Origin of the sequence: Mesorhizobium sp. M0019 (assembly GCF_040323975.1) — a bacterium.
In the GTDB taxonomy this organism is placed as follows: Bacteria; Pseudomonadota; Alphaproteobacteria; order Rhizobiales; family Rhizobiaceae; genus Mesorhizobium.
Genome location: NZ_JAMYVK010000008.1, coordinates 49,165 through 62,704 on the forward strand (window position 1 = coordinate 49,165; position 13,540 = coordinate 62,704).

At 63.0% G+C, this 13,540-nt stretch carries 7 protein-coding genes; 4 read left to right on the plus strand and 3 right to left on the minus strand.

Annotated features, from left to right (window positions below):
- Positions 1-86: 86 nt before the first annotated feature.
- The gene (locus NKK47_RS08515) at positions 87-1,826 is read left to right on the plus strand and encodes an outer membrane beta-barrel protein (RefSeq protein WP_502896702.1); all 1,740 of its coding nucleotides are present in this window, start codon (positions 87-89) and stop codon (positions 1,824-1,826) included.
- A gap of 132 nt (positions 1,827-1,958) precedes the next feature.
- Here the strand turns inward: NKK47_RS08515 and galU are convergent, their stop codons facing one another.
- Positions 1,959-2,864 carry a UTP--glucose-1-phosphate uridylyltransferase GalU gene (gene galU / locus NKK47_RS08520; RefSeq protein ID WP_023675387.1) on the minus strand — a complete coding sequence of 302 codons (906 nt, stop codon included), beginning with the start codon at positions 2,862-2,864 and terminating at the stop codon, positions 1,959-1,961.
- 207 nt (positions 2,865-3,071) lie between these two features.
- Here galU and NKK47_RS08525 point away from each other — a divergent pair, with 207 nt between their 5' ends.
- Together NKK47_RS08525 and NKK47_RS08530 are read left to right on the plus strand one after the other, a co-directional pair.
- Positions 3,072-4,298, plus strand: coding sequence for a lytic murein transglycosylase (locus tag NKK47_RS08525; RefSeq protein WP_352576123.1), 1,227 nt, complete (start codon positions 3,072-3,074; stop codon positions 4,296-4,298).
- 26 nt (positions 4,299-4,324) lie between these two features.
- Positions 4,325-5,572 (plus strand): SGNH/GDSL hydrolase family protein, encoded by a 1,248-nt coding sequence (locus tag NKK47_RS08530; protein ID WP_352576125.1) that lies wholly within the window; start codon positions 4,325-4,327, stop codon positions 5,570-5,572.
- A gap of 22 nt (positions 5,573-5,594) precedes the next feature.
- Here the strand turns inward: NKK47_RS08530 and NKK47_RS08535 are convergent, their stop codons facing one another.
- Together NKK47_RS08535 and gltB are read right to left on the minus strand one after the other, a co-directional pair.
- Positions 5,595-7,049 carry a glutamate synthase subunit beta gene (locus tag NKK47_RS08535; protein WP_352576127.1) on the minus strand — a complete coding sequence of 485 codons (1,455 nt, stop codon included), beginning with the start codon at positions 7,047-7,049 and terminating at the stop codon, positions 5,595-5,597.
- 143 nt (positions 7,050-7,192) lie between these two features.
- A complete protein-coding gene (gene gltB, locus NKK47_RS08540; protein WP_352576129.1) occupies positions 7,193-11,923 on the minus strand; it encodes a glutamate synthase large subunit in 4,731 nt (1,576 codons plus the stop codon).
- Between the two features lie 475 nt (positions 11,924-12,398).
- Here gltB and NKK47_RS08545 point away from each other — a divergent pair, with 475 nt between their 5' ends.
- On the plus strand, positions 12,399-13,451 hold the full coding sequence (locus tag NKK47_RS08545; protein ID WP_352576130.1) for a threonine aldolase family protein: 1,053 nt from the start codon (positions 12,399-12,401) through the stop codon (positions 13,449-13,451).
- Positions 13,452-13,540: the final 89 nt, after the last annotated feature.

Below are 13,540 nucleotides of genomic sequence, written 5' to 3' on the forward strand. Positions count from 1 at the left end.
CATCCCCATTTACGGTTTCGTAAGTATGGCGCGCGTGCGCCGCGCAAGCAGTGGTGCCGATGTCCGGGTTTCAGCCTCAAAACAAAATGGGACGAAAGGGCAAGGCGGTCTGCGCTTTGCTGCTGGCAACCAGTGTCTTTGCGTTGTCGCGGCCGGCACTGCTTTGCGCCCAGGAAACCGAGCTGCGCGGCGAGGTTTCGGAATCGACAATCCTGGACGACCAGCAGTACAAGATCAGGCAATCGAGCATAGCCGGAACCCAAGCCGCGCAGGCTGCTGCAACCGCCAACGACAATACGCCGCTGCCTACCTATCGCCCGGCCAGCCAAGGGGCGTTGCCTGACGACGGCACGGGCGAGGCGGCCAAAACCGGCGGCACTTTCGATCAACCAGCGGCCATCGGCGATCCATTTCCCGACAACCCTGCTCCGCCCCCCCGACGGCGGCCAAGCGCGACGCAACGCGCCGCCAATGCGGCCAACGCCGAAGACGAGACCGCTGACAGCCAGAAGCGCAAGAGAACCGCGACTGCAGCCGCGGCGGCGACCGACGACACCGATACCGCCGCCATAGACGAGCAGGATACGGTCAACCGCCGTGCCGTCACCATCGATTCCGCCGAGAGGCTCAAGCTCGACCCTGGCGCCGAGCGCACCGAAGCCATCGAAGGCCAGGACAACAAGAACGAGGACGACCCGTTCGCCGCCACCGGCATCAAGCTCGGCTCCTTCGTGATCCGGCCGACGCTCGAGCAAGGCCTGACGTCTTCGACAAACGCCGATTCGAGCAGCCTCGGCAAGCCGGCCTTGCTGTCGGAAACGACGCTGCGCTTCAACGCCGTCTCCGACTGGCGGGAGAATTCGGCGACGGTTGAGGGCTATGGCATCTTCCGCGAAACCTTGTCCGGCTATGACATTCACGAGGCGCAAGGCCGCGTCGACGGCACACTCAACATCGATCTCGACAATGATCTGCGCGCCATCGCCAAGCTGGGCTATGAGGCCTTGCCCGAATCGGCCTCGGCGCCGGACGCGGTCGTCGGCGCCGTTGGCCAGCCGGTGCGCCAGACCGTGAACGGCAGTCTCGCCGTCGAGAAGGATGCCGGCAAAATGCGCTTCGCGCTGACTGGCGCGGTCGAGCACGACATCTTTGGCGACGCCAAGCTTTCGTCGGGCGGATCGCTGTCGCAGAAGGGCCGCGACTCGACGCTCTACACGGCCATTTTGCGTACCGGTTACGAGATCTCGCCTGCCATCACCCCGTTCACCGAAATCGAGATCGGCCGGCGCGCTTATGATTTGCGCGTCGATCCAAACGGCTTCCAGCGCTCCTCGACCAGGCTTGGCGCACGGGCCGGCGTCGAGCTCGATCTCCGCGAGAAGCTTAGCGGCGAGTTCTCGGTCGGCTGGCTGCGCGAAGCTATCGACGACGATGCCCTGCCGGCTATTTCGGGCGCGACGGTCAATGCCGATCTCAAATGGTCGCCGGAACGCGGCACCACGATCGGGCTCACCGCACAGACGACCGCCGAGAACACGACGAATGCGGGCGAAAGCGGCGACATGCTCTATTCCGGCAGCCTCACCGGCGAGCGGCAGATCCGCGCCAACCTGACCGGAAATGCCGCTCTCGGCCTTGAATGGCGCGACTATACCGGCTCCGACGATCATGATTTGACGCTGAGCGCCGAGGCTGGGCTGACGTGGTGGCTGAACCGCTACACCGGGCTCACCACCCGCGCCAGGACTGAAAAACTGACCAGCAACCTGGTTGGGCGCGACTACACGGCCAACAGTATCTTCGTCGGCTTGAAGTTGCAGCGCTAAATGCATGTCGCGCAAAAGTGTGCAGCGGTTTTGCGATAACGACTTGCGTAAAACAAGAACCTAAAGCGCGTCGCATGAGGTCGGTCGAACGCGGCGCGCTTTAGCCGATCAGCGCGGCAACCGGTGTTGAAACTACAAGGCTACGCCGCGGCGTTCTGACGGCGCGAGTTCGTCGAGAAGCGTGCGAATGACACCGGCCATGCTGGCATTCATGTCTCTGCGCCACAGTGCGAAGGCAACGTTGGCCTCGACGAAGCCTTCGGGCGAGCCGCAGTCGAACGTCCGCCCGCGGTAGTGGTAGCCGTAGAAGGACTGTTGCTTCTGCAGCTTCAGCATTGCATCGGTGAGCTGGATCTCGTTGCCGGCGCCTTTTTCCTGACCTTCGAGTATCTTGAATATCTCCGGCTGCAGGATATAGCGCCCGTTGATGTAGAGGTTCGACGGCGCCGTGCCGGTCTTCGGCTTTTCCACCATGCCGGTGATGCGGAAACCGTGATGCGCGTCCTCGCCGCGGCCGACAATGCCGTATTTGTGCGCCTCGGCCGGATCGCATTCCTGCACGGCGACGATGTTGTTGCCGGTCTCGGCGTAAAGCTCGACCATGTCCTTCATGCAGCTTTTTTCCGACTGCATGATCATGTCGGGCAACAGCAGCGCAAAGGGCTCGTCGCCGACGAGCTCGCGCGCGCACCAGACGGCGTGACCAAGGCCGAGCGGTACCTGCTGGCGGGTGAAGCTGGTCTGCCCCGGCGCCGGCTGCAGCCGCTGCAGGCGGGCGAGCTGGTCGTCCTTGCCGCGCTGCGCAAGCGTGTCGTAGAGCTCGAACTGGACATCGAAGTGATCCTCGATGACCGCCTTGTTGCGGCCGGTCACAAAGATGAAATGCTCGATCCCGGCTTCGCGCGCCTCATCGACCACATACTGGATGACCGGCCTGTCGACGACCGTCAGCATTTCCTTGGGAATGGCCTTGGTGGCAGGGAGAAAGCGCGTGCCGAGACCGGCAACCGGGAACACTGCCTTGCGAACTCTCTTCATGTGCCAATTATCCATTTGCATGACTGTTCGGCAATCCCGATTCGAGACATTTTCATGCCGAAATCGAGGATTACTGAACGGCGGGTCAGAAATCTCAGCTGGTAAAGCATTGACGCATCTTTTCACCCCGGACGACACCTATGGTAAACCAAATGCTAACCGGGTTCGGCGATGAATAGTCTTCCTGAGATGAAGAAGGAGGAAAAGATGTCCGTTCGCAACGCCGCAAGGCGCTTCACCAGCGTCCTGACGGCCGCCAGCCTCTCGTTTGCCTTGCTCATGCCCAGCGGGCCGGCTTTTGCCGATGCCGGCTTCCGCCAATGGGTCGCCAGCTTCCGTGCTACCGCCGTGGCGAGCGGCGTTTCCGGCTCCGTCTACGACCAGGCATTCAAGGGCATCAACGATGCTGACCCGGTGGTGCTGGAAAAGGCCCGTACTCAACCCGAATTCACCGCACCCGCTTGGGATTATTTCGACAACCGCGTCCATGACCAGTCGGTCGCCGTCGGCCAGCATATGGCAAGGAAATGGAAGCCTTGGCTGGACAGGATCGAGGCAAGATACGGCGTCGACCGCTACATCCTGCTGGCCATCTGGTCTATGGAATCGAACTACGGCGAAACCCTCAAGCGCGATGATATCATGCGCAATGTGGTGCGCTCGCTGGCGACGCTTGGTTATGCCGACCCGAAGCGAGCGAAATTTGCCCGCACCCAGCTGATCGCGGCGCTGAAGATCCTGCAGACCGGCGACATCGACGAAAGCCATCTCAGCGGCTCATGGGCCGGCGCGATGGGCCATACCCAGTTCATCCCCACCAGCTACCAGTCCTATGCGGTCGATATGGACGGCAACGGCAAGCGCGACATCTGGAATTCGATTCCCGACGCACTGGCGACAGCCGCCAATTTGCTGAGGAAGAACGGCTGGCAAGCAGGCAAGACCTGGGGTTATGAGGTCAGCCTTCCGGACGGCAAGAAGCTGCCCGGAGGCTCGAAGTCGCTGTCGCAATGGCAGGCGCTGGGGGTCAGCCGTGCCAACGGCAAGCCGTTCAAGAACGGTGCGGACAAGGCGACGTTGAAGCTGCCCGGCGGCCGCGGCGGGCCGGCTTTCCTGATGATCAAGAATTTCTCGGTCATCAAGCGTTACAACAATGCCGACAAATATGCGCTCGCCGTGGGCCTTCTTGCCGACGAAATTGCCGGCTATGGCGGGCTTGTGCAGGACTGGAAGCGACCGTTTACCAAGCTCTCCTTCGAGGAAAGGCAGGAGCTTCAGAAGCGACTTTCCGAGCACGGCTATTACGACGGCAAGTTCGACGGCAAGATCGGTGACGGATCGAAAACCGCCATCATGGCCTTCCAGGCAAAGGCCGGCTTGACCCAGGACGGGTATCCGAGCAAGGAAGTGCTCAAATGGCTCAGGCAGAACTAGAGCCGGTTGCGGGATGGAGAGGGTGATTGGTTTCGGCTGCGCGCATCCGGTTAATCGTTCGTCGCGTGCCGATCCTGGTTCTGGCGATCGCCGTTCTGGCAGTCGGCGCCGCCAGTGCCTTTCATACCTCGGCCATGGCGCAGGAGCCGGAAAGTCGTGGCTGGTCGTTGCGCGAGCTGTTGTTTCCGCGCAGAAGCGAGCGGTTTGAGCAGCCGCCGCCCGAATTCCAGAGAGAATTCCAGAGAACAAAGCCCAGGCCCAAGCTGAGAAAGCCCCGGTCAGTTCGCCGGCCGCCGCCGGCCGAGCCGACAACCCCGGTGGCCGAGAAGGCGCCGGATGCACGCGTCGTTCTGGTGGTCGGCGATTTCATGGCGTCTGGGCTGGCTGAGGGGCTCGACGCCGCCTTTGCCGAGAACACCGGCGTCAGGATCGTCGTCCGTGCCAACGGATCGTCCGGCTTCGTGCGTGACGATGTCTACAACTGGCCAGACCAGGTCAAGTCGCTGATCGCTGCCGAAAAACCGGCAGCCGTCGTCGTCATGCTCGGATCCAACGACCGGCAGCAGATGCGCGTCGGCGATGTGCGCGAGCAGCCGCGATCCGAAAACTGGACCAAGGAATACGAGCGCCGGACCGAAGCGTTCGGCAAGGCCATCGCAGCAACCAAGGTGCCGTATCTGTGGGTTGGCATGCCGGCCTTCCGGGTCTCGAAAATGACCTCCGACATGCTGGCCTTCAACGACATCTTCCGCTCGTCCGCCGAAAGCCACGGCGGCGAATTCGTCGACGTCTGGGACGGGTTCGTCGACGAGAACGGCGCCTTCATCACCAGCGGACCGGACATCAACGGCCAATCGGTGCGCCTGCGCTCCGACGACGGCATCAACATGTCGAAGGCCGGCAAGCGCAAGCTCGCCTTCTATACCGAAAAGCCGCTGATGAAGATCCTTGGGCTGGCCGCGCCGGGAAGCGTGGTGACAGCGTCTGCCCCGGCCGGCGCTCCCGTCGAGGCGCCGTCACCTGCTGCCGCACCGATAGCTGTCGATCGCACCGTGCCGATGCTGCTCAGCGATCCGGCGCTGGACGGCGGCTCGGAACTTCTCGGCGCCGCCCCGCCGGCAAAAGCGGACAAGCATTTGCCGGGCGAAAGGCTTGTCATCGAGGGCAAGGCGCCCGACGCCTCACCGGGCCGTGCCGACGATTTCTCGTGGCCACCCAAGACACAGCCTGCGACGGCGGCCGCATCCGATACGACGACGGCGATCCGCCAGTAAACAGAACCTCTTCGGAACGGGCTCAGCGCGGCAGCACGCTCGATCCCATCAGCGCCTCGTCGATGGCGCGCGCCGCCTGGCGGCCCTCGCGGATCGCCCAGACGACCAGCGACTGGCCGCGCCGCACGTCGCCCGCCGTATAGAGCCTTTCGACGCTGGTCCTGTAGTCCCGGTCATTGGCCTCGACATTCTTCGAACGGCGGCTGTCGGTGACGATCTTCATCTGCCCGTCGAGTTCCGAGACCGGCCCGCGAGCGGCTGGCCCGGCAAAGCCGATGGCGATGAACGCGAGATCGGCGCGGATGACGAATTCGGTGCCGGCGATTGGCTTGCGCTTTTCGTCGACCTCGCAGCATTTGACCCCGGTCAGCTGGCCGTCCTCGCCGATGAATTCAAGCGTCGCCACCTGGAATTCGCGCTCGGCGCCTTCGGCCTGCGACGATGACGTGCGCATCTTGGTCGCCCAGTAGGGCCAGACCGACAGCTTGTCTTCCTTTTCCGGCGGCTGCGGCCGGATGTCGAGCTGGGTGACGCGCACCGCGCCCTGGCGGAAGGCGGTGCCGACGCAGTCTGAGGCAGTGTCGCCGCCGCCGACGACGACGACATGCTGGCCGCCGGCGACGATCGGGCGCGACGGCCATGCGACCGACTGGATCGGCTCGCCGCCGATACGCTTGTTCTGCTGCACCAGATAGGGCATGGCGTCGTGCACGCCGTCGAGATCGTCGCCCGGGATGTTGGCCGGGCGCGGCGTTTCGGAACCGCCGCAATAGAGCACGGCATCATATTCGGCGAGCAGTTCGGCGACCGGCTTGTCGACGCCGACATTGACGCCGCAATGGAAGCTGACACCTTCGCCCTGCATCTGCTCGATGCGCCGGTCGATATAATGCTTCTCGATCTTGAAATCGGGGATGCCGTAGCGCATCAGCCCGCCCGGCCGGCTCTCGCGCTCATAGACGTGAACGTCATGGCCTGCGCGGCCGAGTTGCTGGGCAGCCGCCATGCCTGCCGGCCCCGAGCCGATGATCGCGACGCGCTTGCCGGTCTTCCGTTCCGGCGGATAGGGCCGGATATGGCCGGTTTCATAGGCTTTGTCGGCAATCGCCTGCTCGATCGTCTTGATGGCGACCGGAATATCCTCGAGGTTCAGCGTGCAGGCTTCCTCGCAAGGTGCGGGGCAGATGCGGCCGGTAAATTCCGGAAAATTGTTGGTCGAATGCAGGTTGCGGATCGCGTTTTCCCAGTCGCCATTGTAGACGAGGTCGTTCCAGTCCGGGATCTGGTTGTGGATCGGGCAGCCGGTCGGTCCATGGCAATACGGAATGCCGCAATCCATGCACCGCGCGGCCTGTTTCTCGACCTCCCTGTCCGACATCGGCAGCGTGAACTCGCGGAAATGCCGGATGCGGTCGGAAGCCGGCTGGTACTTGTGCACCTGCCGGTCGATCTCGAGAAACCCTGTTACCTTGCCCATAGTCCAGTCCCTACTGTCCGGAAGGCACGCCTGGCGACGCACCCGTTAACCTCATAAGGCAGCTGTGGCAACCTTCAGTCCGAGGTCAGGATTGTTGATGAAGAGGGTTGCCGGGACGCACGGCCTCCCGGCAATTTCCAAATCTATTCCGCCGCCACGTTCATGCGCATCCGCTCCATCTCGATCAGCGCGCGGCGGTATTCGACCGGCATGATCTTCCGGAATTTCGGCCGGAAAGTCGCCCAGTCGTCGAGGATTTCGCGACCTCGTACCGAGCCGGTGTAGTGGACGTGGTTGGAGATCAGCTGGTAGAGCCGCTCCTCGTCATGGCTGGTCATATCGCCGGATACGTCGACACGGCCCTTATGGTCGAGATCGCCGCCATGGTGGAGCAGCTTTTCCATCAGGTCGTCCTCTTCCGGAACCGGCTCCAGCTCGACCATCGCCATGTTGCAGCGTTCGGCGAAATCACCCGCCTCGTCGAGCACATAGGCGACGCCCCCCGACATGCCGGCGGCGAAGTTGCGGCCGGTCTGGCCGATGACGACGACGATACCGCCGGTCATGTATTCGCAACCATGGTCGCCGACGCCTTCAACGACGGCGGCGACACCCGAATTGCGCACGGCAAAACGCTCGCCGGCAACGCCGCAGAAATAGGCCTCGCCCTCGGTTGCGCCGTAGAGCACGGTATTGCCGACAATAATGGACTCGGCAGCAACGATTTTCGTGTTCTCCGGCGGGCGGATGACAATGCGGCCACCCGACAGGCCCTTGCCGACATAGTCGTTGGCAGCGCCCACCAGTTCGAACGAGACACCGCGCGCCAGGAAGGCGCCAAAGGACTGGCCGGCCGTGCCGGTGAGCTTGACCGAGATCGTGTCCTCGCGCAGGCCCTTGTGCTTGAAGCGCTTTGCCACCTCGCCCGACAGCATGGCGCCGGTCGAACGGTCGACGTTGCGAATCGGCAGTTCGATACTGACCGGCTGCCTGGCTTCGAGCGCCGGCTTTGCGAGTTCGATCAGCTTGCGGTCGAGCACGTCGTCGATCGGATGCTTCTGCCGCTCGGTCCAGTGCACCGCCTCGTGCGGCGCATCGGGCTTGTAGAACATCTTGCTGAAGTCGAGCCCGCGTGCCTTCCAGTGCTGGATCAGCTCGCGCTTTTCCAGAAGGTCGGTGTCGCCGATGATCTGGTCGAGATGGGTGTAGCCCATCTCGGCAAGCAGCGCCCGCACCTCTTCCGCCACATAGAAGAAGAAGTTGATGACGTGCTCGGGCGTGCCCTTGAAGCGCTTGCGCAGCACCGGGTCCTGTGTCGCGACGCCGACGGGGCAGGTGTTGAGATGGCACTTGCGCATCATGATGCAGCCGGCCGCGATCAACGGCGCGGTCGAAAAGCCGAACTCGTCGGCGCCGAGCAGTGCGCCGATAATGACGTCACGCCCGGTGCGCAGGCCGCCATCGACCTGCAGCGCGACGCGCGACCTGAGGCCGTTGAGCACCAGCGTCTGGTGCGTCTCGGCAAGGCCCATCTCCCATGGGCTGCCGGCATGCTTGAGCGAGGTCAGCGGCGAGGCACCGGTGCCGCCGTCATAGCCTGATATGGTGATGTGGTCGGCACGCGCCTTGGCGACGCCGGCCGCAACCGTGCCGACGCCGACTTCCGAGACCAACTTGACCGATACGTCGGCCGCCGGATTGACGTTCTTCAGGTCGTAGATGAGCTGCGCCAGATCCTCGATCGAATAGATGTCATGATGCGGCGGCGGCGAGATCAGGCCGACGCCCGGCGTCGAATGCCTGACCTTGGCGATGGTCGCATCGACCTTGTGGCCCGGCAGCTGGCCGCCCTCGCCGGGCTTCGCCCCTTGCGCGACCTTGATCTGCATCATGTCGGAATTGACCAGATACTCCGCCGTGACGCCAAAGCGTCCCGAAGCGACCTGCTTGATTGCCGAGCGTTCGGGGTTCTTGCCGCCGCCCGGCAGTGGCAGATAGCGGTCGGCCTCTTCGCCGCCCTCGCCGGTGTTCGACTTGCCGCCGATGGCGTTCATGGCGCGCGCCAGTGTCGTGTGCGCTTCCCTGGAGATCGAGCCGAAGGACATCGCCCCGGTCGAGAAGCGCTTGACGATATCGGCCGCCGGCATCACCTCGTCGAGCTTGACCTTCTTACGCCCGGTCTCTTGCGCAAGCTTGATCTTGAACAGGCCGCGAATGGTCTGCGCCTGCGCCGTCTCGCTGTCGATCTGGGCGGAATAGTCCTTGAACGTCTCCCACGAGCCTTGGCGCACGGCGTGCTGCAAGGTCGCCACTGCGTCGGGCGACCAGATATGGGCCTCGCCGCGCATGCGGAACATGTATTCGCCGCCGACCTCGAGGCTGTTGCGCAGCACCGGGTCGTTGCCGAAGCCGTCGGTGTGGCGGCTGACCGTTTCGGCGGCGATCTCGTCCAGCCCGACGCCTTCGATCAGCGTCGCCGTGCCGGTGAAGTACTTCTGCACGAAGTCCGACTTGAGCCCGATGGCGTCGAATATCTGCGCGCCGCAATAGGACTGGTAAGTGGAGATGCCCATCTTGGACATCACCTTCAGGATGCCCTTGCCGATCGACTTGATGTAACGGGAGACGACTTCGTAGGCATCGACCTCCGCCGGCAATTCGCCACGCTTGTGCATGTCGAGCAGCGTGTCGAAAGCGAGATAGGGATTGATCGCCTCGGCGCCGTAGCCGGCGAGACAGCAGAAATGATGCACCTCGCGCGGCTCGCCGGATTCCACGACGAGCCCAACCGACGTGCGCAATCCCTTGCGGATCAAATGATGGTGCACGGCCGCAGTCGCCAGCAGTGCCGGAATGGCGATGCGGTCCGGGCCGAGCTGACGGTCCGACAGGATGATGATATTGTAGCCGCCGGCGACCGCCGCCTCGGCGCGCTCGCATAGCCGGTCGATGGCGCCCTGCATGCCGGCCGCGCCTTCATTCGAACCGTAAGTGATGTCGATCGTCTTGGTGTCGAAACGGTCTTCGGTGTGGCCGACGGAGCGCAGCTTCTCCAGATCGCCATTGGTCAGGATCGGTTGGCGCACTTCGAGCCGCTTGCGGCGCGAATTGCCGACAAGATCGAAGATGTTGGGCCGCGGCCCGATGAAGGACACCAGGCTCATCACCAGCTCCTCGCGGATCGGGTCGATCGGCGGATTGGTGACCTGTGCGAAATTCTGCTTGAAATAGGTGTAGAGCAGCTTTGATCTGTCCGACATTGCCGAAATCGGCGTGTCGGTACCCATCGAGCCGACCGCTTCCTGGCCGGTGGTCGCCATCGGCGACATCAACAGCTTGGTGTCCTCCTGGGTGTAGCCAAACGCCTGCTGGCGGTCGAGCAGTGAGACATCCCTGCGCAGGGCGCGCGGCTCGACCGGGTTCAGATCCTCGAGGATGAGCTGTGTGTTGGCGAGCCAGCTCTTGTAGGGGTGCCTGGTCGCGATCTCCGACTTGATCTCCTCGTCGGAAACGATGCGGCCCTTGTCCAGGTCGATCAGCAGCATGCGGCCGGGCTGCAGCCGCCACTTCTTGACGATCCTTTCCTCCGGCACCGGCAGCACGCCGGCTTCCGAGGCCATGATGACGCGGTCGTCGTCGGTGACGATGTAGCGCGCTGGCCGCAGCCCGTTGCGGTCGAGCGTGGCACCGATCTGGCGGCCGTCGGTGAAGGCAACCGCCGCTGGCCCGTCCCACGGCTCCATCAGGGCTGCGTGATACTCGTAGAAGGCCTTGCGGTCCTGACCCATCAGCTTGTTGCCGGCCCAGGCTTCCGGGATCAGCATCATCATGGCGTGGGCGAGCGAATAGCCGCCCTGCGTCAGGAATTCGAGTGCATTGTCGAAGCAGGCGGTGTCGGACTGCCCTTCATAGGAGATCGGCCACAGCTTCGAGATGTCGTTGCCGAACAGTTCGGAATCGACCGAGGCCTGCCGCGCCGCCATCCAGTTGACGTTGCCGCGCAGCGTATTGATCTCGCCATTGTGGGCGACCATGCGGTAGGGATGCGCCAGCTTCCACGACGGGAACGTGTTGGTCGAGAAGCGCTGGTGGACCAGGATCAGCGCCGTCTCGAAACGCGGGTCGGTGAGGTCCTTGTAGTAGGCGCCGACCTGATAGGCCAGGAACATGCCCTTGTAGACGATGGTCCGCGACGACATCGAGACGACATAGAAGCCGTTGTCGACGCCTTTGGTCTCTTCGTGGATACGGCCGGAAATGACCTTGCGCAGGATGTAGAGCCGCCGCTCGTAATCGTCGTCGTTCTCGATCTCGGCGCCGCGGCCCAGGAATACCTGTCGGTGCACCGGCTCGGAAGCGGCGATGTCGGGCGCCTTGGACAGCGACGAATTATCGACCGGCACGTCGCGAAAGCCGAGCAGCGGCTGGCCCTCGAGTTGCGCCACCTCGGCGATGATGCCTTCGATATGCGCCTGCAGCTCCGGGTCGCGCGGCATGAACACATGGCCGACGGCATAGTGGCCGGGCTTCGGCAGTTCGACCCCTTGCTTGGCCATCTCCTCGCGGAAGAAGCGGTCCGGCAGCTGCACCAGCACGCCGGCGCCGTCGCCCATCAGCGGATCCGCGCCGACGGCGCCGCGATGCGTCAGGTTTTCGAGCACGGCAAGGCCGTCCTCGACGATTTGATGCGACTTGCCGCCCTTCATGTTGACGATGAAGCCAACGCCGCAGGCATCATGCTCGTTGCGCGGATCATAGAGGCCGTGCGCGGCATAGCCGGTGCTGGTTCGCCCAATATTGGTCAGGGACGGATTTTTGACGGCTGCCGCTTTCGTCTGCGCGGCCTTCGTCGCAGATGGCGTCATGTCCGTCATCGTCCTGTCCTCCGTTCCGTCCCCTTCGGGCGCTGGTTTCCGTCGGGAAGCGCGTGGCTCCCCTTTCAATCTTGCGGCACGTCTTGCGAAGTTCTTGCCGACCGTGCGGCTTTCCGCATGGTTCGCATATGGTATTCGTACAGGCCGGAGCCAGGCTGTCTAGCTGTCGCTCGCGGCAATGCCGCAGAGGCGCAATCATATGCCAATGCGGCCAGTTTTGTGCGACAAAATAAGACAGCACTACTGTCCTAAATTTTTATGACAGAAATTTTGGATGCACACAAGACCGATTCACAAAATTCTTGAGGCTTTCGCGACAGAAAATTGCGCGGAACGCCGTGTCAGCGTAGCCTTCAGTCGCCGCATCTACGCTCATGCGTTTCGCTGGCTTTAGCGGATTTTCGGCATCTGCCACTTGCGGCCGACATGCGAAAGCGGCCAAGCTCGCATCGATTTCCCCAGCATAGGCAGACGCATGATTTTCGCTTCCGACAATTGGGCAGGCGCCCATCCCCGTATCGCTGCCGGCCTGTCGGGCCATGCCGACGGCTTCTCCACCGCCTATGGCGACGGTGCCCTCGACAAGGCCGTTTACCAGCGCTTCAATGAAATCTTCGAATGCGAGGTCGCGGTGTTTTTCGTCGCCACCGGCACCGCTGCCAATTCGCTGTCGCTGACTACCTATAACAAGCCAGGCGGCATTTCCTTCTGCCATCGCGAATCGCACGTCATCGAGGACGAATGCGGTGCACCGGAATATTTCACCGGCGGTTCGCGGCTTTATACAGTCGAAGGCGCACTCGGCAGGATCGATGCCGGCAATCTGGAACGGGCGGTGGACCGTTTCGCACCCGAAAACGTCCATTCCGGGCGGCCGGTTGCCGTTTCGATCACCCAGTCGACCGAAGTCGGCACCGTCTACACGCTGAACGAAATCGCCAGGATTTCGGCGATCGCAAAGCAGCATGGACTGCCGCTGCACATGGATGGGGCCCGCTTTGCCAATGCGCTCGTCGCGCTGGAAACGACGCCGGCCGAAATGACCTGGAAGCACGGTGTCGACATCCTCTCCTTTGGCGGCACCAAGAATGGCTGTTGGTGCGCCGAGGCGATCGTGCTGTTCGACCTCGAGCGAGCCAAGGAATTGGCCTTTTTGCGCAAGCGCGCGGCCCAGCTGTTCTCGAAATCGCGCTTCATCGCCGCGCAATTCGATGCTTATTTCAGGGGTGGGCTATGGCTCGACACAGCACGGCACGCCAATGCGATGGCGGCACGGCTTGCCGCGGCGATAGAAGATTCCCCTTCGGCCCGGCTGGCCTGGCTGCCGCAGGCGAACGAGGTCTTCGCAGTCATGAAAAAGGCCGAGGCCGAAAGAATGCAAGCGGCAGGGGCGGCCTTCCACGACTGGCACAGGCCGCTCGGCTACGACAGCTACATTGGCGAAGACGAAGCGCTCTATCGCTTTGTCACCAGCTTCGCGACCACGCCCGACGAGGTCGACCGTTTCGGCTACCTGCTCGCCGGATAGCAAGCCTTGCCCACCAGCAAAAAGAGCGGCGCATTGCTGCACCGCCCTTTCTTCCCGGGGAGTTGGCGTCCCGGAGTTTAGCTGCCTGG